20 protein-coding genes are annotated in these 19344 nt (G+C 66.3%); 4 read left to right on the top strand and 16 right to left on the bottom strand.

The window, feature by feature from the left end:
• Positions 1-89: 89 nt before the first annotated feature.
• Positions 90-1499, top strand: a complete 1410-nt coding sequence (gene trmFO / locus AABF56_RS06765; RefSeq protein WP_272805368.1) for a methylenetetrahydrofolate--tRNA-(uracil(54)-C(5))-methyltransferase (FADH(2)-oxidizing) TrmFO — start codon at positions 90-92, stop codon at positions 1497-1499.
• A 201-nt stretch (positions 1500-1700) separates the two neighbouring features.
• Here the strand turns inward: trmFO and AABF56_RS06760 are convergent, their stop codons facing one another.
• Positions 1701-2153, bottom strand: a complete 453-nt coding sequence (locus AABF56_RS06760; protein WP_272805367.1) for a hypothetical protein — start codon at positions 2151-2153, stop codon at positions 1701-1703.
• Positions 2154-2528: 375 nt separating this feature from the next.
• Here AABF56_RS06760 and AABF56_RS06755 point away from each other — a divergent pair.
• Positions 2529-3282, top strand: a protein-coding gene (locus AABF56_RS06755) for an IS5 family transposase (protein ID WP_443021094.1) whose coding sequence is annotated in 2 segments (ribosomal slippage) — positions 2529-2861 and positions 2863-3282 — 753 coding nt in all. Because the reading frame shifts where the segments join, the coding sequence is not laid out codon by codon here.
• Between the two features lie 9 nt (positions 3283-3291).
• On the opposite strand, the gene AABF56_RS06750 is transcribed toward AABF56_RS06755, so the two are convergent.
• From AABF56_RS06750 to yajC, 4 genes are all read right to left on the bottom strand, one after another.
• Complete coding sequence (locus AABF56_RS06750; protein WP_272807454.1) at positions 3292-4104, bottom strand: phytoene/squalene synthase family protein; 813 nt, start codon at positions 4102-4104, stop codon at positions 3292-3294.
• A 63-nt stretch (positions 4105-4167) separates the two neighbouring features.
• Positions 4168-4554, bottom strand: coding sequence for an Mth938-like domain-containing protein (locus AABF56_RS06745; RefSeq protein WP_272805365.1), 387 nt, complete (start codon positions 4552-4554; stop codon positions 4168-4170).
• Positions 4547-7054 carry a protein translocase subunit SecD gene (gene secD / locus AABF56_RS06740; RefSeq protein WP_272805364.1) on the bottom strand — a complete coding sequence of 836 codons (2508 nt, stop codon included), beginning with the start codon at positions 7052-7054 and terminating at the stop codon, positions 4547-4549. Before secD ends, AABF56_RS06745 begins: the two co-directional genes overlap by 8 nt.
• An 88-nt stretch (positions 7055-7142) precedes the next feature.
• Complete coding sequence (gene yajC / locus AABF56_RS06735; RefSeq protein ID WP_244765610.1) at positions 7143-7478, bottom strand: preprotein translocase subunit YajC; 336 nt, start codon at positions 7476-7478, stop codon at positions 7143-7145.
• Positions 7479-7661: 183 nt separating this feature from the next.
• Here yajC and AABF56_RS06730 point away from each other — a divergent pair, with 183 nt between their 5' ends.
• Together AABF56_RS06730 and AABF56_RS06725 are read left to right on the top strand one after the other, a co-directional pair.
• On the top strand, positions 7662-8531 hold the full coding sequence (locus tag AABF56_RS06730; RefSeq protein ID WP_272805363.1) for an ATP-binding protein: 870 nt from the start codon (positions 7662-7664) through the stop codon (positions 8529-8531).
• A gap of 125 nt (positions 8532-8656) precedes the next feature.
• A complete protein-coding gene (locus AABF56_RS06725; protein WP_338341905.1) occupies positions 8657-9136 on the top strand; it encodes a hypothetical protein in 480 nt (159 codons plus the stop codon).
• A gap of 105 nt (positions 9137-9241) precedes the next feature.
• On the opposite strand, the gene AABF56_RS06720 is transcribed toward AABF56_RS06725, so the two are convergent.
• The 11 genes from AABF56_RS06720 to AABF56_RS06670 all read right to left on the bottom strand — a co-directional run bounded on the left by AABF56_RS06720 (position 9242) and on the right by AABF56_RS06670 (position 19288).
• Positions 9242-10822: a peptidoglycan DD-metalloendopeptidase family protein gene (locus AABF56_RS06720; RefSeq protein ID WP_244765612.1), complete on the bottom strand. Its 1581-nt coding sequence runs from the start codon at positions 10820-10822 to the stop codon at positions 9242-9244.
• A gap of 151 nt (positions 10823-10973) precedes the next feature.
• Entirely contained in the window at positions 10974-11603 is a 630-nt protein-coding gene (locus tag AABF56_RS06715; RefSeq protein WP_272805361.1) for a biotin biosynthesis protein BioC, read from the bottom strand.
• Positions 11604-11862: 259 nt separating this feature from the next.
• A complete protein-coding gene (locus AABF56_RS06710) occupies positions 11863-12519 on the bottom strand; it encodes a protein-L-isoaspartate(D-aspartate) O-methyltransferase (protein WP_244765614.1) in 657 nt (218 codons plus the stop codon).
• On the bottom strand, positions 12516-13286 hold the full coding sequence (gene surE / locus AABF56_RS06705) for a 5'/3'-nucleotidase SurE (RefSeq protein ID WP_244765615.1): 771 nt from the start codon (positions 13284-13286) through the stop codon (positions 12516-12518). The genes AABF56_RS06710 and surE overlap by 4 nt, the downstream gene beginning before the upstream one ends.
• 19 nt (positions 13287-13305) lie before the next feature.
• Entirely contained in the window at positions 13306-14589 is a 1284-nt protein-coding gene (gene serS, locus AABF56_RS06700) for a serine--tRNA ligase (RefSeq protein ID WP_272805360.1), read from the bottom strand.
• Positions 14590-14658: 69 nt separating this feature from the next.
• The gene (tatC, locus tag AABF56_RS06695; RefSeq protein ID WP_244765617.1) at positions 14659-15495 is read right to left on the bottom strand and encodes a twin-arginine translocase subunit TatC; all 837 of its coding nucleotides are present in this window, start codon (positions 15493-15495) and stop codon (positions 14659-14661) included.
• The gene (tatB, locus tag AABF56_RS06690; protein ID WP_272805359.1) at positions 15492-16118 is read right to left on the bottom strand and encodes a Sec-independent protein translocase protein TatB; all 627 of its coding nucleotides are present in this window, start codon (positions 16116-16118) and stop codon (positions 15492-15494) included. The genes tatC and tatB overlap by 4 nt, the downstream gene beginning before the upstream one ends.
• A gap of 146 nt (positions 16119-16264) precedes the next feature.
• Entirely contained in the window at positions 16265-16462 is a 198-nt protein-coding gene (locus AABF56_RS06685) for a twin-arginine translocase TatA/TatE family subunit (protein WP_023511864.1), read from the bottom strand.
• Positions 16463-16504: 42 nt separating this feature from the next.
• The gene (locus AABF56_RS06680; RefSeq protein WP_244765619.1) at positions 16505-17608 is read right to left on the bottom strand and encodes an ABC transporter ATP-binding protein; all 1104 of its coding nucleotides are present in this window, start codon (positions 17606-17608) and stop codon (positions 16505-16507) included.
• A 164-nt stretch (positions 17609-17772) separates the two neighbouring features.
• Entirely contained in the window at positions 17773-18486 is a 714-nt protein-coding gene (scpB, locus tag AABF56_RS06675) for an SMC-Scp complex subunit ScpB (RefSeq protein WP_432347650.1), read from the bottom strand.
• A complete protein-coding gene (locus AABF56_RS06670; RefSeq protein ID WP_272805358.1) occupies positions 18479-19288 on the bottom strand; it encodes a segregation and condensation protein A in 810 nt (269 codons plus the stop codon). Before AABF56_RS06670 ends, scpB begins: the two co-directional genes overlap by 8 nt.
• Between the last annotated feature and the right edge of the window lie 56 nt (positions 19289-19344).

The raw sequence follows: 19344 nt of genomic DNA, 5'->3' as shown, positions 1-19344 counted from the left end.
TCAAACGGCACCATTCGGTGCCGTTTTTGATTCGGGCTTTTGAAGTTCCGCCATGGAAGTCGGCCCGCGGGCATGGTAACGAACCGCCCATGACACAGACCTCCTCCCTCGCTCCCATCCACGTCATCGGCGGCGGCCTTGCCGGCTCGGAAGCCGCCTGGCAGATCGCCGAGAACGGCGTCCCCGTCATCCTGCATGAAATGCGCGGCGTGCGCGGCACGGATGCCCACAAGACGGACGGCCTTGCCGAGCTCGTCTGTTCCAATTCCTTCCGCTCGGACGATGCGACCAGCAATGCCGTCGGCGTGCTGCACGCCGAAATGCGGCTCGCCGGCTCGCTGATCATGCGCGCGGCCGATGCCAGCCAGGTGCCGGCCGGCGGCGCGCTCGCCGTCGACCGCGACGGCTTTTCCGCCGCCGTCACCGCCGCACTCGAAAGCCACCCGCTGATCACCATCACGCGCGAGGAAGTCACCGGCCTGCCGCCGGAGGACTGGGACCAGGCGATCATCGCCACCGGGCCGCTCACCGCCCCCTCGCTCGCCGCGGCGATCCAGGAACGCACCGGCGCCGATTCGCTCGCCTTCTTCGATGCCATCGCGCCGATCGTGCACACGGCCAGCGTCGACATGGACATCTGCTGGTTCCAGTCGCGCTACGACAAGGTCGGCCCCGGCGGCACGGGCAAGGACTACATCAACTGCCCGATGGACGAGGCGCAGTACAACGCCTTCGTCGACGCCCTCATCGCCGGCGACACGACGGGCTTCAAGGAATGGGAAGGCACGCCCTATTTCGACGGCTGCCTGCCGATCGAGGTGATGGCGGAGCGCGGCCGCGAGACGCTGCGCCACGGGCCGATGAAGCCGATGGGCCTCACCAATACGCACAACCCGACGGTCAAGCCCTATGCTGTCGTGCAGCTGCGGCAGGACAATGCGCTCGGCACGCTCTACAACATGGTCGGCTTCCAGACGAAACTGAAATACGGCGCGCAGGCAGAAATCTTCCGCCTGATCCCCGGCCTTCAGAATGCCGAGTTCGCCCGCCTCGGCGGCCTTCACCGCAACACCTACATCAATTCGCCAACGCTGCTCGACCGCTCGCTGACGCTGAAGGGCCGCCCGGGCCTGCGTTTCGCCGGCCAGATCACCGGCTGCGAGGGCTATGTGGAGAGCGCCAGCATCGGCCTGCTCGCCGGCCGCTTCGCGGTGGCCGAACGGCGCGGCGAAACGCCGTCGCTGCCGCCGGAAACCACGGCCTTCGGTTCGCTGCTCGGCCACATCACCGGCGGCCACATCGTCTCCGACGACGAGCCGGGCAAACGCTCCTTCCAGCCGATGAACATCAATTTCGGCCTGTTCCCGCCACTGGAGCCGGGCACGGTGACGAAGCCGGAAGGCATGAAGCGGTTCCGCGGCAAGGACAAGGCCCTCGCCAAGAAGCAGGCGACGGCCGCAAGGGCGCTCGAAGACTGCGCCCGCTGGCTCGGCCGCTGACCTCGGGCGGCCGGCCCGCGGCCGCACCCTCAAAATGCACGACACCCGTATAGGCCGGGAGCGCGCCTCTTGCCCTTCTCCACGAGAGGCTGCAGGCGCAAGACGGACACGCCCCCTTATCCGACCCTTCGGGCCACCTTCTCCCCGCAGAGGAAAAGGAAAAGGAGGCAATGTCGTCCCATCGGCGATTGGCCCGCCTTTTTAGATTTGCCGGCCTGCGGCCTCCGGGCCAAGACCGACCACCGCCGGCATGAAGCTGCCGAGCAGCCAGAGCGAGACCTCCGCGGCCTCCCGCTCGTCGCGGAACTCGAAGACGCCGCCCTCGAAGGCGGCATTGGCGAACTTCACGGCGAGGCGCTTCGGGCCGGCGCTTTCGACGCGCACGGTGCCGGGTTCGATCCGGTGGCAGGAATAGTGGTGGCCGTGGGCATGCATGCAGCCGGCCTTGCCGTCATGCAGGCGCAGGAACACCGTGCGGCCGTCCGTCGTGGCGATGACCTCGCGGATCGCCTCCTCGGGAAAGGCCCGGCCGAATTCCAGGATCGCGAGCCCGGCATCCTCGCCGGCCATCTCCTGCGCATCCTCCCGGCGAAACATCTGACGGAAGACGAGGCCGGCCAAGAGCAAGCAGGCGATGGTGACGGTCCAGAGCATCGGCGCGATTCCTCCACGAAAAACATCCTGCCGCTGTAGCGGACAAGGCTTGCGCCAGTTTTGCGTCTTGTCAGGTGCCAAGGCACGTCGCGCGGACATGCGCGGCGATTTTACGCGACATGCGAAGAAACGGGAACCCGGCCGGGCGCCTTAGGGTCCGTACCCCAACAGAACACCTATCCTGAGGGGGGACGGATCCTGGAGCATTTCCAACCGAAGCGAAGTCGCTTTGGCGTCGGATAATGCGGTAAAACAAGAATCTGGGCTATTTCCGGTGAACCGGAGTTCACCGGAAATGCTCTAGGGTCAAAACCCAATCAACTGATTGATTATAGTTTTCCTTTGTGATTCTCTTCCTGTCCTGGGAGGAAATTCATGAACAATCTCTTCTGGTTGAATGACCGCCAATGGGCTGCGATCGAGCCCTTGTTGCCAAAGAACCGCCCCGGCGCTCGCCGGGTCGATGATCGTCGGGTTCTCAGCGGTATTGTCCATGTCTTGCGTGTTGGCTGCCGGTGGCAGGATTGCCCTGCCGCCTACGGCCCGCCGACGACCATTTACAATCGCTTTCATCGCTGGGCAGGGCGCGGCCTCTGGCAGAAGCTGTTCGATGCGCTGGTTGAAGCCAGCCCTGCCGACATGCAGATGATCGATTCCACCACAGCCAAGGCTCACCGATCGGCGGCTGGCGGAAAAGGGGGCGCAAACGCAAGCGATCGGCCGCTCGCGGGGTGGCAGGACTACGAAAATCCACGTCCTCGTAGACGGTCGTGGCCGCCCGCTCAACCTTCTGGTCTCGCCGGGCCAGATGGGAGACGTAAAGGCTGCGGTTCCTCTGCTGGACTGCGTGAGCGCAGCATACTTCCTGATCGCAGATACTGCTTATGACAGTGATCGTCTCAGACAGTACCTGCTCAGGCGAAAAACCGTCCCCGTCATTCCGAATAATCCGACACGCAAACGAAAGCATCCTTTCGATGAAAGGCCCTATCGTCGGCGAAACGTCATCGAGCGCACCTTTTGCAGGTTGAAAGACTGGAGACGCATCGCAACCCGCTACGACAAGCTCGCCGCAAACTTCAAAGCCACAATCCTCATCGCCGCAATCGTCATATGGTGGGCTAATTGAGTCTCGTGCCTAGAACGGGCCGCGGCGCAGCGCTCGCCACATCCACCACTGTCGCCGCCACTGGGCAGGCTGGAGAGAACGCTCCAGTGCCGCCGCGCCGGCCTTCTCCACTGCATCCAGTATAGGCGAAACGAGGGCGACCGGCAAAAAGGCCGGGCGATTGGCCGGTGCAATGCCGCCGGCGGCCCTGGCCTTGGCGAGATGTTCCCGGCCGAGGCCGATAAAGGCATCCACCGCCCGCGCGGCCGCGGCGGTGTCGTCGCCGGCAAGCAGGGCCTCCGGCGTCAGGCCCGTGGCGGCGAGAAGATCGGCCGGCAGGTAGACCTGGCCGCGCCGCCGGTGGATCGGCAGCATCAGCAACGTGCCCGCGACAGTCTGCGCCACGCCGGCATGCCCCGCGGCCTCGGCCGATCCGGGCGCCCTCGCCGCATCGAGGATGAGGCTTGCGAGCTGAATCAGCGCCGAGGCGGTTTCGCCGGCATAGCCCTCGAAGGCAGCGCGGCTCTCCATCGGGTCGTTGTAGACATCGAAGATGCGCGCCTCGGTCATGTCCGCCAGCACGGCGACCGGCAGCCGGTATTCCTCCACGCAGGCCATCAGGCCGGCGGCAAGCGGGTTGGCCATGGCATCGCCCTCTGCCGTGCCGTCGAGCACGTCGCGCCACCATTGCAGGCGGATCTCGCCGGGCAGCGCCTCGCGCACCACGTCGCGCACGCGGGCGATCTCGGCATTGAAGGCATAGAGCGCGGCAAGCGCGCCGCGCTTTTCCGCCGGGGCCAGCAGGCAGGCGAGATAGCGGTCGCGATCGGTGTCGCGAAGCATCGCCAGACAGTGCGCGTAGTGGGCTTGCCGTGTATCGGTCACGTCGAAGAACCGCCTTCCGCGTCACACCGCGATCAGCGCGGCGGCGACGGCCCGGCTCTCGGCCAGCATGACATTGAACGTGCGCACGGCAGCGCCGGTGCTCATCGGGTCGGAGCGGACCTTGCGCTCCGTCAGCGCCGCCTTGATCTCGGCCGAGAGCGGACGGATCTCCTTGCCGGTGCCGACGAGCAGCACCTCGATCTCGCCCGCCTCGTCCAGCACGCGCTGGAGGTCGGCCAGCGTCAGCGGCGTGCCTTCCTGCTTGTTCCAGCCGTGGATGCCGGACGGCAGGCAGAGAATGGAGCCGCGATGCGACATGTCGGCGAAGCGGAAGCCGCCATTGCCATATGCGTCGATCGGCGCACGCCCGGGGAAATGCGCCTCCCGGATTTCGATGCCCTTAGCCATTGGCTCCCGTCGCCTCCGTGGCCGGTCCCTTGCCGCCCTTGCCCGGGCGGTAGCGCTCCGGCTGCAGGCGGAACAGGATGAGGATCGGCCCGGCAATGTAGATAGAGGATATGGTGCCGATCGCCACCCCGAAGAGCAGCGTCAGCGCGAAGGTGCCGATCGCCTCGCCGCCGAAGAGCGCGAGCGCGGCAAGCGCGATCAGCGTGGTCGCAGACGTCAGAACGGTGCGCGACAGCGTGCGGTTGATCGCGTCGTCGATCAGGATCGGCAGCGGCATCTGCTTGAAATGCCGAAGGTTCTCGCGGATACGGTCGTAGACGACCATCGTGTCGTTCAGCGAGTAGCCGGCGATCGTCAGCAGTGCGGCGACTGCGGTGACGTTGAACTCGATCTTGGCGAGCGCCAGGAAACCGAGCGTGAAGAACACGTCATGCGCCAGCGCGATGATCGCGCCGATGGCGAAATGCCATTCGAAGCGGACCCAGATATAGGCGATGAGCGCAAGCAGGCCGACGACGAAGCCGAGCGTCGCCGTATCGATCAGCTCGCCGGAAATCGCCGGGCCGACCACCTCGACGCGGCGGAAGTCGTAGTCGTCCTCCAGCTCGCCGCGGGCGACCAGCACGGAGGTCTGCTCCGCGTTCTCGCCCTCGCCCGCCGATGTCAGCCGCACCAGCGCATGGCGCGCGTCTCGCTGTTTCGTGACGGTCAGCACGTCCACGCCGGCATCGTTCAGGCGGGCGGTGATGTCGTCGAGATCGGCATTGCCGGCCTTGGCCTGAACCTCCAGCGCCGCGCCGCCGGTGAAATCGATGCCGAGCCTGAGCTTGCCGGCGACAAGCAGGCCGGCGATGGCGAGCGACAGCACCGCGGTCAGGAGGAAGACCCCGTTGCGCACCGCCATGAAGCGCAGGTTGAGCCGGTCGAAGAGGCCGGTGCGCACGCCCTTCGGCAGGTGCGTCGCGTGGCTGCGGTTGAGCCAGACGGTGACAAGGCGGCGCGTCAGCGTGAAGGTGGTGACGAGCGTCGCGAAAAGGCCGATGCCGACGGCAAGCGCGAAGGCGCGCACGGGAGCTGCCGAAAGCAGGAAGAGGACCGCGATGGCGATGAACATGGTGACGGCGGCATCGAGCACCGTGGCACGGGCACGGCGGAAGCCGACCAGGACCGACCGGGAGAGCTCCCGTCCGCCCTTCACCTCCTCGCGGATGCGTTCGAAGATCAGCACGCTGGCATCGACCGCGATGCCGACGGTCAGCACCATGCCGGCGATCATCGACAGCGAGACCGGCGCGCCGACAAGCGCCAGCACCGCGAAGGAGAGGACCATGGCGAAGGCCAGCGACAAGGAGGCGATGACGCCGAGCACGCCGTAGAAGAAGGTCATGAAGGCGACGACGGCAACGATGGCGACGGCAAGCGCGACGACCACCGTCGTGGCCGAGGTCGTGCCGAGCGCCGGCTCGATCGAGCGCTCCTCGATGATGGTGAGCGGGGCCGGCAGCGGGCCGCTCGCGATGATGCGCGCGAGGTTCGCCGCACCTTCCGCGTCGAAATCGCCGGAAAGGCGGCCGACGCCATCGGTGATGGCGCCCTGGATGCGCGAGGTCGAGATCACCTGCCCGTCGAGCAGGATGGCGATGGTGCGCCCGCTGTTCTCGCGCGTGAAGGCGGCGAGCTTTTCGGCAGCGCCGGCCTTCAGCACGAATTCGATGAAGGGTTCGTCGTTGGGAGCGGGCTCCGCCGAGGCGACATCGACGGCGGTGAAGAGATCGTCCTGCCGCACGACATAACCGACCGGCGGCTCGCCCGTGGAGTAGAGCACCTCGGAGCCCGCCGGCACGCCGTCCTCGATCGCCGTGTCGAGCGGCACGCTGTCGTCGACGAGGCGGGCGGAAAGCTTGCCGACCGTCGCCAGCATATCCTTGACGCGCTGCGGATCGGTCAGGCCCGGCATGGAGACGACGATGCGATCACGCTCGCCGCGCGCGACGACGAGCTCGGGAATGTCGAGGCTCTCGACCCGGCGGCGCACCGCATCGACGGCCCCGAGCGAGGCCGCGCTTGCGGCGCTGTCGACGGCGTCGGCGGCAAGCACGATGCGGAACTTGCCGCTTTCCGGCTCGCTGAGCGCGCCGAGGCCAAGGCCGGCGAGCGCCGTGCGGGCGGCATCGAGGCGGTCGGTCGCCGTTACCGTGACGTCGATCGTGTCTTCTGCACCGTTGAGGTCGCTGTGGGCAATGCGCGCGGCGCGCAGGGTGTTCCCGATGGTCTCGACGGCCGCGCGCAGGCGCTCGGCCGCGATGTCGCTGCGCGAAACCTCCAGCACGAGGCGGGAGCCGCCTGTCAGGTCGAGGCCGGGGACGAGGCGATGGCCCGCCATCCACCCGGGCAGGCCGACGGTCATGCGCGCCGGCAAAAGGCTCGGCAGAAGGACAAGAAGGCTCGCCGCAAGGACGAGCCAGAGAGAAAAGGTCTTCCAGCGGGCGGATTGCTGCATCGCGATCTCGACTAATCCGGCGCGCCGCCGGCTGAAAACCAGTCGGGCCGTCCGGCCGGGTCATTGCCCGGCCAGGCGGCAGGCCAAGTCATTCCTTGACGGGTTCGCCCTTGACGCGGACTTCGCTGACGCCGCTGCGCACGACGCGCACCTTCATGCCTTCGGCGATCTCGACTTCGAGTTCGTTGTCGTCGACGACCTTGGTGACCTTGCCGACGATGCCGCCGCCGGTGACGACCTGGTCGCCGCGGCGGATGTTCTTCAGAAGCTCATCGCGGCGCTTCATGGCGGCGCGCTGCGGGCGGATGATGAGGAAATACATCACCACGAAGATCAGCAGAAACGGCAGGACCGACATGAGAATGTCTGCGCCGCCTGCCCCGCCGGGTGCCGCCGTCTGCGCGAAGGCCTCGGTAATGAACATCAACTACTCCTTGAAATCGTGAATTCGGGCGGCCGGAGGGGCCGTTTCGGTTGCCGGAATATAGGCAAGCGGGCATTGAATGCAACACACGACCTTGCGAAGCGGCCTGTTTTCAAGCGCTTTCCCCCTTTTCGCGACCCGCCGCCGCATGCTACCCGGCAGGGACGCATGAGGAGAGAGAAATTGCAGGAAGATCACGTCAAGCTCTTGCTCGCCGAAATCGGCCGCATCAACGCCGCGCTGGAACGCCTCGCCGGCCCCGCCCCCGCCGTCAACGACTGGAACGCCGCCGAAGTCTTCGTCTGGTCGCCGGCCCGCCAGCACCTGCAGCCGGTCAGGCGGCCGAACCGCATCGAGATCGAGCTGATCCGCGGCGTCGACCATGTGCGCGACATCCTCGTCGACAACACGGTGCGTTTCGCCCGCGGACTGCCGGCAAACAACGTGCTGCTCTGGGGCGCGCGCGGCATGGGCAAGTCGTCGCTGGTCAAATCCGTCCATGCGCTGGCCGCGAAGGAGACGGGAAGCGGGCTGAAGCTGGTGGAAGTGCACCGCGAGGACATCGCCACGCTGCCCGCGCTGATGGACATCCTCAAGGAAGCGCCCTGCCCGATCATCATCTTCTGCGACGACCTGTCCTTCGACCATGACGACACGTCCTACAAGTCGTTGAAGGCGGCGCTCGACGGGGGCGTGGAGGGCCGGCCGGACAATGTGCTGCTCTACGCCACCTCCAACCGCCGGCACCTCCTGCCGCGCGACATGATGGAGAACGAGCAGTCGACGGCGATCAACCCGTCGGAGGCGGTGGAGGAGAAGGTCTCGCTTTCCGACCGCTTCGGCCTCTGGCTCGGCTTCTACAAGTGCAGCCAGGCCGAATATCTGGAGATGATCGACGGCTACGCCCGGCATTTCGGCCTCGACATCCCGGCAGAGCAGCTGCACGCCGAGGCGCTGGAATGGGCGACGACCCGCGGCTCGCGCTCCGGCCGCGTCGCCTGGCAATATGTGCAGGATCTGGCCGGGCGCCTCGGCAAGCCGCTGATGAAATGAGAGGGCCCCGTCGGGCCGACCTTCCTCTTGAGGGTAACCTCGCCCCACCCTCTGTCGTCATCCTCGACCCAGAGCCGAGGATCAACCGGCGTGCTCGGAAGGTGGATGGTCGGGTCAAGCCCGCCATGACGGAGGAGAGGTTCGGCGCCTTTGTCAGGAACAGCAAGGCCCGGTCGATCCGGGCCTCAGTAATATCGGGAAACCTCACCCCACCCTCCGACGTCATCCTCGGCCTTGAGCCGAGGATCAACCGGCGTGCTCGGAAGGTGGATGGTCGGGTCAAGCCCGCCATGACGGAGGAGAGGTTCGGCGCCTTTGTCAGGAACAGCAAGGCCCGGTCGATCCCGGCCTCAGTAATATCGGGAAACCTCACCCCGCCCTCCGACGTCATCCTCGGCCTTGAGCCGGGGATCCACCGGCGTGCTCGGAAGGTGGATGGTCGGGTCAAGCCCGCCATGACGGAGGAGAGGTTCGGCGCCTTTGTCAGGAACAGCAAGGCCCGGTCGATCCCGGCCTCAGTAATATCGGGAAACCTCACCCCGCCCTCCGACGTCATCCTCGGCCTTGAGCCGGGGATCCACCGACCGGCGCACGGAGGCGGATAGTCGGATCGAGCCCACCATGACGGTGGAGAGGTTCGGCAGGTACCCCCCGCAAACAGAAAGACCCGGTTGAACCGGGTCTTTCTGTTTTTCCAACCGACCAGAATCCTATTCCAGGAACGTCATCGGGTTGACCGGCGTGGCGTTCTTGCGCACCTCGAAGTGCACCTTCGGGCGGGTGGCGTTGCCGCTCATGCCGGAGGTGGCGACGGTCTGGCCGCGCTGGATCTTCTGGCCGCGCTGGACATTGAGGTCGCCGGCATGGCCGTAGACCGTGACCGTGCCGTCGTCGTGGCGCACGAGGACCGCGTTGCCGAGCTCCTTCAGGCTGGAGCCGGCATAGATGACCACGCCGTTTTCGGCGGCCTTGATGGGCGTGCCCTCCGGGACGGAGATGTCGATGCCGTCATTGCGGTTGCCCTCGACATTGGCGCCATAGCCGGCGATCACCGCGCCGCGCACCGGCCAGCGATACTTGCCGATGCCGGTCGATTCGGGCGCTTCCTCCGTGACATCGGACTTTTCCGCGACTTCGGTGACCGACACGGTCTTGACCGGCGCCTTGTAGGCTTCAGGCTTCTTCTCCGCCGTCTCGACGGCCTTTTCCTTCTTGACCGGAACGGACGCGGTCACCGTCCTGTCGGTCGTCGTCTCGGCCGCGGCCACGCTGCCGCCGGCGGGGATGACCAGCTTCTGGCCGATGCGGATCGATGCCGTCTCAAGGCCGTTCGCCTTCTTCAGCGCATCGACGGAGACGCCGTTGCTGCGCGCGATCTTGGCGAGCGAATCGCCCGGCTGCACCTCGTAGCCGCCCTTGGCCTTGCCTTCGCCGGCATCGGCGACGTTCGAATTCGTCTGGCCGCTTTCCGACTTCAGCTTCTCGCGGCTGGAGGTGGTGGGCAGGATGGCGACGTTCTGCTCGCCCTTGCGCTCCGGCGTCGGCAGCTTGTTGTCGACCTTGAGCGTGCTGTCGGTCGAGGCCTTGGCGGCGCTTGCCGTGGTGCTGAAGGTCGGGATGACGATCTTCTGGCCGGGCTCGGCATCCGACGCGCGCTTCAGGTTGTTGGCGGCGAGGATTTCCTTTTCCGGCACGCCGTAGCGATTGGCGAGCGTCTTCACGCTTTCGCCCTGGCGCAGCATGACGACCGGTGCGTTCCGCGTCGACCAGCCGGCCTTGCCCTTGTTGACGGTCGACGTCGTCAGGTTGTCGGCGCCCTCGACGATGGCCTTCGCCTTGCGCTCGGGAAGCTGCTGGCCGAGGGCGACCTCGCGCTCGGCGGACTGGCGGGCACCGAGCGTCGGATCGGCGAGCTCGCCGCGCTGGACGCTCATCGGCGTCGTCGCCAGCCGCGTGCCGGAGCCGCCGGTGGTCGCGGTGTTGATCGGGTCGTAGGAAACCGTGCCCTGATCGGGGAACGGCTGGTTGAGCGCCTCCTCGCGCGACCCCAGCTGGTCGGCCGTCGCGAACTGCTGGCCGTTGCCGACATTGCCGCGCGGAACCGGATTGCCCCCGAGCAGCGTGCGGCGCGGAACCGAACTGGTGGTGATATTGTCCTGACCGGAGGAGGAGAAGAGGCCGCCAAAACGAGACACGTCCGAGCTGCACCCGGTCGCGACGCTGGCCAGCAGGGCGGCCGCAACGAGGCGGGTCGTGGTCCTGGCAAAACTCGGCGATACACTCTTACGCATATGACTACCCAATCGGTACGCTACTTGATGTAGGCCGATTAAAGCGCGTTAGAGTTACTGCCCGGTTAAAGCAGGGCTATCCGCATCGGTTTTTTGATGAATTGATAACCATGGTTCGCCCGCACCATGGCGAAAGGCGTGCGCAAGCGGCTCAAAAGCCGGTCGCATACATGGCGTCGGCGCGCGAGATGCGGCTGGTGACGAGGCGGGCGGCGTTCTCGAAGTCCGCCTGGCTCGGCTGGAAGATCGCCGCGATGGGCGTCGCGCGCCGGGCAGCCCTGTCCCCGGCGGCGGTCGCGTTTTCCAGGGCGGCGTCGGGCGCCGTCATGTCGAGGGCGCTTTCGTTGTAGGCGATGGCGCGCAGGGCCGCGACGGCGGGCTCGCGCGTGCCGGCATAGCGGGCGCTGCGCTGGTCCTCCGCCGGCATGCTGTCGAAATATTCGATATAGGCGCGGTAATAGGCCTTGCGGTCGCCTTCCTCCAGGAAGCGGCCGAAGGCGGCATGCTCCCGCTCCTCGAGCGCGGCCGTATCAAGATTCTCCCGCTCGGCATCCGTGAGCGCCGGCTGGCTGTAGGCCACCTCTTCCCGCGCAACGCTGAGGACCAGCAGCGCGTCGACGGAAAGGCCGACATGAGCGGACGGATCGTAGCTGCCGCCGGCCAGATGCGCGGTCGAGCCCGCCTCGACATTCTCTTCGGCAGCCTTGCCCGCAGCCCTCGTCGCAAGATATGCGAGGCTGTCGCTGGTCGAGCTGCTGGCGATCCTGTTCGAGACGTGCATTTTCCTCTCCATCGGAACGCCGCATCCCTTGGGAAACCGGCGCCCTGTGTGGAAACTTCTGCTTCGTCATGGGCCTACGCCTTAAAGCTTGCGCGAAGCTTGCGTCGGTTAACAAAAGGTTAACGCATTGTATTTTCGCCCGAAACGCTCGCCTGGCGTGCAGGCGCGCCAGCTGTGAACATCGATTTTCCGGGAAAACGCCGAAAGACTCGGCAGGCCCAAGCCTGCCGAGCGAGGAGGAAACACGGGTCGGGATGGGTCAGAGGGCCTGCGCCATCTGGGGCACGATCGGCAGGTAGGGCACGTCGAAGAGGTCTTCACGATCGAAGCGGCTGCCGGTCTTGACGAGCTTCAGCATGCGGCACTCGGTTTCGCTGACCATGACGGGCGCGATCAGCATGCCGCCGGACACCAGCTGCTCGGCGAAGAACCGCGGCAGCGCCGGAAAGGCGGCGGTGACGAGGATGCGATCGAAGGTCCCCTCGCCCGGCATGCCGTTGCTGCCATCGGCCTGGCGCACGATGACGTTGCGGATGCCGGCCTTCTCGATCGACTGCTGCGCATTGGTGACCAGCGTTCGATAGCGGTCGACGGTCAGCACGCGCTCCGTCAGGCGGCCCATGACGGCGGCGGTGAAGCCGGAACCGGTGCCGACCTCAAGGATCCGCTGGCCGGCCTTCAGGTTCAGGAGATGCAGAAGGCGCACCGCAAGGTCGATGCCCTCGATGAAGGAGCCGCAATCGAGCGGCAGGACCCGGCGCGAATAGGCCTCGCCGGCGAATTGCGGCGGCACGAAAAGCGTGCGCGGCGTCTGTTCCACGGCCGTCAGCAGGTCGAGATCGTTGATGCCCTGGCCGCGCAGGCGCAGCGCCAGCGCGGCAAACCCCTCCTTCTCGATCACCCGCCCCGTGTTCAATCCGCATCCTCGCCGTTGAGAACGCGCTGGACGCGATCCAGCACCGTGTAGTCCGTGAGATCGAGCTTCAGCGGCGTCACGGAGATCTTGTGGTTCTTCACCGCATGGATGTCCGTGCCGGCGCGGAAATCGCCCTTCCGCTCGCCGAAGCGCAGCCAGTAATAGGGGAAGCCGCGGCCATCCATGCGCTCGTCGATCGTCAGGCCGAAATCGAGCTTGCCCTGGCTGGTGACCTCGACGCCGTTGAGCTCCGCGGGCGCGCAGTTCGGGAAATTGATGTTGAAGAAGGTCCAGTCCGGCAGCTCGACATCCATCAGCTGGCGGATCAGCTTCGGCGCGAAGCTTTCGGCGACCTCCCACGGCACGACGCGGCCGCCGGCATGGTTGTAGGCCTGGCTCAGCGCCATGGACTTGATGCCCTGCAGTGTGCCCTCGATCGCGCCGGCGATCGTGCCCGAATAGGTGACGTCGTCGGCCATGTTGGCGCCGACATTGACGCCCGACAGCACGAGGTCCGGCTTCTCGTCGAGCACCTCGCGCACGCCCATGATGACACAGTCCGTCGGCGTGCCGCGCAGCGCGTAGCGCTTGTCGTCGATCTTCCTGAGGCGCAGCGGCTCGGAGAGCGTCAGCGAATGGGCAAGCCCGCTCTGGTCCGTCTCCGGCGCGACGATCCAGACGTCGTCCGTCAGTTCACGGGCGATCCGTTCGAGGATCGCCAGTCCCTCGGCGTGGATGCCGTCGTCGTTCGTCAGAAGAATGCGCATGTCGTCTCCGCCTTCCGCCTCAGGCGGCCTTCTCGATCTTCTTCAGGCCGCCCATATAAGGCAGCAGCACGTCCGGCACGGTAACCGAGCCGTCCTCGTTGAGGTAGTTCTCCATGACGGCGATCAGCGCGCGGCCGACGGCCGTGCCCGAGCCGTTCAGCGTGTGCACAAACTTCGTCGCCTTGTCGTCCCTGCCGCGGTAGCGCACGTTCATGCGGCGCGCCTGGAAATCGCCGCAGACCGAGCAGGACGAGATCTCGCGGAACGTATCCTGCCCCGGCAGCCAGACTTCGAGGTCGTAGGTCTTGCGGGCGCCGAACCCCATGTCGCCGGTGCACAGCGTCATGATGCGGTAATGCAGGCCGAGGCGCTTCAGGATCTCCTCGGCGCAGGCCGTCATGCGCTCGTGCTCGTCGATCGAGCTTTCCGCATCGGTGATCGAGACGAGCTCGCACTTCATGAACTGGTGCTGGCGCAGCATGCCGCGCGTGTCGCGGCCGGCCGAACCGGCCTCGGAGCGGAAGCACGGCGTCAGCGCGGTGAAGCGCAGCGGCAGCTTCTCCTGGTCGAGGATATCCTCGCGCACGAGGTTGGTGAGCGAGACCTCCGCGGTCGGGATCAGCCAGCGGCCATCCGTGGTGCGGAACAGGTCCTCGGAGAATTTCGGCAGCTGGCCGGTGCCGAACATGGCGTCGTCGCGCACCAGCAGCGGCGCATGCACTTCCGTATAGCCATGCTCGCCGGTATGCACGTCGATCATGAACTGGCCGAGGGCGCGCTCGAGGCGCGCGAGCTGGCCCTTCAGCACGGTGAAGCGCGAGCCGGCGATCTTCGCCGCGGCCTCGAAATCCATGTAGCCGAGGGCTTCGCCGATCTCGTAGTGCTCCAGAGCCTTGTGGTTCCAGCCGGGCTTGCTGCCCCATTTCAGCTTTTCCACATTGCCGGTCTCGTCCGTGCCGACCGGCACGTCGTCGAGCGGGATGTTCGGGATGCGCGACAGGGCGTCGTTGAGCTCGGCGGTGACCTGGCGCTCCTCCTCTTCCGCCGCGGGAAGCTGGTCCTTGATAGCCGAGACCTCGGCCTTCAGCCTGTCGGCAAGCTCGGCGTTCTTCACCGCCATGGCCGCGCCGATCTCCTTGGAGGCGGCGTTGCGGCGCGACTGCATGTCCTGCGCCTTCTGGATGACGCTGCGGCGCTTCTCGTCGAGATCGATGAGGGCCTGTGCCAGGGGGCTCGCGCCGCGCTTTGCCAGGGCGGCGTCGAGAGCGGCGGCGTTGTCGCGGATCCATTTGATATCAAGCATTGTCGTTCCAGGCGTTCCGTGGATTGAGGCCCACCCGCGCCCGGCAGCACAGTGCGGCAACGCCGAAGATCAGGCCTTGTCGGCCTCTTCCGGCGTTGCGACGACCTCGCTGTCCGCATCCTGCGCGTTCGAGGCGCTCGCCCGCTGCCGTTCGATGAGTCGGGCCGTATAGATGGAAATCTCGTAGAGAAGGATGGCCGGCAGTGCAAGGCCGATCTGGGAGACCGGATCGGGCGGCGTCAGCACGGCGGCGACCACGAAGGCGATGACGATCGCGTATTTGCGTTTTTCCTTCAGCGTGTCCGACGTGATGAAGCCGGCGCGCACCAGGAGCGACGAGACAACCGGGAGCTGGAAGACGAGGCCGAAGGCGAAGATCAGCGACATGATGAGGCTGAGATATTCGGACACCTTCGGCAGGAGCTGGATCGAGACCTGCCCCTCGCCGCCGCCCTGCTCCATGGCCAGGAAGAACCACATGACCATGGGCGTGAAGAAGAAATAGACCAGCGCGGCGCCGATGAGGAAGAGGATCGGCGAGGCGATCAGGAACGGCAGGAAGGCGGCGCGCTCGTTCTTGTAGAGGCCGGGCGCGACGAACTTGTAGACCTGCTGGGCGATGACCGGAAACGCGATGACCAGCGCGCCGAACATGGCGACCTTGATCTGCGTGAAGAAGAATTCCTGCGGCGCCGTGTAGATCAGCTCGACATTGCGGTGCGTCAGCCCCGCCCACTCCACCGACCACTTGAACGGCAGGACGAGCAGGTTGAACAGCTGCTTGGCGAAGTAGAAGCAGACGAGAAAGGCGACGAAGAACGCGCCGACGGCCCACAGCAGGCGCTGGCGGAGCTCGATCAGGTGCTCGATGAGCGGCTGGGGCTTGTCTTCGATGTCGCCGCTCATGCGTCGCCCTTCTTGGTCTTTGTAGTTCTGGCCCTGGCGGGCGCCGTCTTCTTTTCGGCAGTGGTCTTCGCGGCCGGCCTGGCAGCGGCCTTGCCGACGCCTTCCGCCTTGACGGGCGCCTTGCGCGACTTTGACACCTTCGCGGCGTCGTCGGCCGGCTTCCTCGCCGTCGTTTTCCTGGTCGGCCCCGCCTTCAGCGGAACGGCGGCGACGGGCTCGGCCGAGGCAGGCTTCTGCGCTTCGGAGGGCACGGCGACCGGCGTGCTGCTGGCGGTGACGCCTTCGGCCGGCGTTGTCGCGGGCGCAGCCGAGGAGACGGAACCGGTTGTCTTCTGCAGGTCCGCCTTGATCTCGTCGCCCATCTGGCGCAGCGGATTGACCGCCTCGCGGATGGTGTTCAGCGGATTGAGCTTCTGCGCCTCGCCGATCGTCTTCTTGACGTCCTCAAGGTCCGCTTCGCGCAGCGCCTCGTCGAACTGCTGGCGGAAATCGCTCGCCATGCCGCGCATCTTCGACATCATGCGGCCGAACGTGCGCAGCATCTGCGGCAGGTCCTTCGGACCGACCACGATGATCAGGACGATCGCGATGACGAGTATTTCGGTCCAGCCGACATCAAGCATAGGGTACTGTCCTCATGGACCGCGAACCGCCGTTCGCGGCCGCCAGGTCGATCCGCACGATATCAAACCGCACGGATCGACCTGGCAAATCCAGGTTCTGCAGCGTCCTTTGCGCGTCACGGGGGACGCGGAGCGCCGTACGCCGGTCACTTGACCTCGTCGGCCTTGTGATCGACCGTCTTCGCCTTGTCGGCAGCGGCGGCTTCCTCGTCGGACATGCCCTTCTTGAAATTCTTGATGCCCTTGGCGACATCGCCCATCAGTTCCGGAATCTTGCCGCGGCCGAACAGCAGCAGCACCACCACCAGAACGATCAGCCAATGCCAGATGCTGAAAGAACCCATTGTCTTGACTCCCTTTCGAACTTGTACCCCGATGTAAGACGTTCAGCCGTCTTTTTCAAACACTAGAATGTCGCGGTGGTTAGCCGAAAGCGTGACGTCGCGCAATCCGGATGCCAACTGATCTGCCCGAACGCGGGCACGGATCGGCTGGTCCGTGCCGGGTATGGCGAGTTCGAGAAGCTCGACGACCCCGAGAAAGCGCCGCGACAATATGCGCGCGGGCACTTCGCCGTCCTTTTCCATGACGCGCAGCCCCGAAAGGCGCACCGCCACATGGACCTTCTGGCCATCGGAAAAACGCTTGCCATCGACATTGCCGAGCGGCGTTTCGACGACGCCGTCGCGCACACGGCCGGGAAATTCGTTGATTTCCGAGAAAAAGGCGGCGGCGAAGATGTTGCTCGGATGAAGATAGAGCTCTTCCGCGGTGCCGACCTGCACGAGGCGGCCATCCTTCAGCAGGGCGATCCGGTCACCCATGCGCATCGCCTCCTCCGCATCGTGCGTCACCACGATGGCGCTGGCGCGCGACTGGCGCAGGATCGCCAGCGTATCGGCACGGATCGAATCCTTGAGGCGCGAATCAAGCCCGGAGAACGGCTCGTCCATCAGCAGGACCGACGGACGCGGCGCGAGCGCCCGGGCAAGCGCCACGCGCTGCTGCTCGCCGCCCGAAAGCACATGCGGAAACTTTTGGGCATAGTGCGACAGGCCGACGCGTTCGAGCGCCACCTGCGCCTCCGCCTCGGCCTCCGCGCGCGGCAGGGCCGTCAGGCCGAAGCGCACGTTGTCGAGCACCGACATGTGCGGAAAGAGCGCGAAATCCTGGAACATCAGGCCGACGCCGCGCCGCTCCGGCGGCAGGAAGACGGCGGGGCCGGCAACCTCGCGGTCGTTCAGGAGCACGCGGCCGGCCGTCTGCGCCTCGATGCCGGCGGCAATGCGCAGCAGCGTCGTCTTGCCGGAGCCGGACGGACCGAGCAGGCACAAGACCTCGCCGGGCTCCGCCGTCAGCGAAATGCCGCGGATCGTCTCCTTGTTGTGGTAGCTGTGGCGGATATCCTCGAAGGACAGGCGCGCCGCGAAGGTTACCGCCGATGCGCGTTTCGTCTCGATACCGTTGGAGCCTGACGGATCCAGAACCATGTGCCGAAGTCTTTCCCTGTCGCCAGCCTGTGCGCTCGCGATACAGTCCTGCAGAGCATTTTCACGCCGCCTCGAAGCGCAAGGATGCCCCAGCCGTTGTGTGGGCGCAGTTCCGCGCGCAAAACCGCGGCGCACTTTTGCTGGAACTGCTCTATAAGCTTCGTCTATTCGTCTTCTTTTCCGCCCGGTGTCAAGAGACCGAGTTCCTCCAGGTCCAGCTGGGTGATCGGGTCCTCGTCCTCCGCCAGCTCGTCCTCGCGCAGCGGCATCGGCACCTGGAAGTTGGAGGGGATGCGGCCGGACAGGAGGCCGGCGCCTTTCAGCTCCTCGAGGCCCGGCAGGTCGCGCAAATCCTCCAGGCCGAAATGATCGAGGAAATCCCGCGTCGTGCCGAAGGTCACCGGGCGGCCCGGTGAGCGGCGGCGGCCGCGGAAACGCACCCAGCCCGCCTCCATCAGCACGTCGAGCGTGCCCTTGGAGGTCTGCACGCCGCGGATATCCTCGATCTCGGCGCGCGTGACGGGCTGGTGATAGGCGATGATCGACAGGACCTCCAGCGCGGCGCGCGACAACTTGCGCACCTCCGTCTCGTCGGTCCGGATGACGAAGGAGAGATCCGGCGCGGTGCGGAAGGCCCAGCTGTCGCCGAGCTGCACGAGATTGACCCCGCGCCCGGCATAGAGCGCCTTCAGCTCGCGCATGACATGCAGCACGTCGACGCCGCGCGGCAGGCGCTCGGCGATGTAGGCCTGCGAGACCGGACCGGCGGACGCGAAGACCAGCGCCTCGGCGATGCGCGCGGCCTCGTGCAGCCGGCGCGGATCGACGATCGTGCCGCCGTCCGCCTCGCGCGGTGCGTCGTCCCCCGGCTCAGCCACGCCCGTCGCTCCCGTCCTCGTCGCCCTCGGGCTTCGGCCCGCGGCGCAGGTAGATCGGCTGGAAGGCGCCGTCCTGGCGCAGCTCCAGCCGCCCTTCCCGCACAAGTTCCAGCGTCGCCGCGAAGGCGCTGGCGATCGCCGTGGTGCGTTCCGCCGGGTCGCTCAGGTATCGCAGGATGAAACTGTCGAGCGCCGCCCAGTCGTCCTCGAAGCCGCCGACGAGCAGCGACAGGATCTCGCGCGCATCGGAGAGCGACCAGACATTGCGCTTCTCGATGGTGACCTGGGTGATCGCATGGCGCTGGCGCAGCGAAGAATAAGCGCTGAGCAGGTCGTAGAGCGAGGCCTCGAAGGACGAACGCCGCTCGGTCGGGATGTGCTCCGGCATGCCGCGGGCAAAGACGTCGCGGCCGAGGCGGTTGCGGTTGACGAGCCGCGTCGCCGCATCCCGCATCGCCTCCAGCCGCTTCAGGCGGAAGGCGAGGCTGGCCGCCATCTCCTCGCCGGAGGGGCCGTCGTCCTTCGCCTGCCTGGGAATGAGCAGGCGCGACTTGAGATAGGCGAGCCAGGCCGCCATGACGAGATAGTCGGCGGCAAGCTCGATGCGGATCTTGCGCGCCCGCTCGATGAAGACGAGATATTGTTCGGCAAGCGCCAGCACGGAGATGCGGGTGAGGTCCACCTTCTGCGTGCGGGCGAGATGCAGGAGAAGGTCGAGCGGGCCCTCGAAGCCGGCAAGATCGACGACGAGGCTCTCCTCGGAAAGACCCCGCGCCTCGGCGTCCTGCCACAGGTCGGCCATCGGCGCCTCTGCGCCGCGTCCCTTCTTCGGTGGCTTCGACCCCGTTCCCTGCACGT

Origin of the sequence: Shinella sp. WSC3-e (genome assembly GCF_945994535.1) — a bacterium.
GTDB lineage: Bacteria > Pseudomonadota > Alphaproteobacteria > Rhizobiales > Rhizobiaceae > Shinella > Shinella yambaruensis.
The sequence above is the reverse complement of the archived record's forward strand: the minus strand, read 5'-3'. Positions and strand labels throughout refer to the sequence as shown.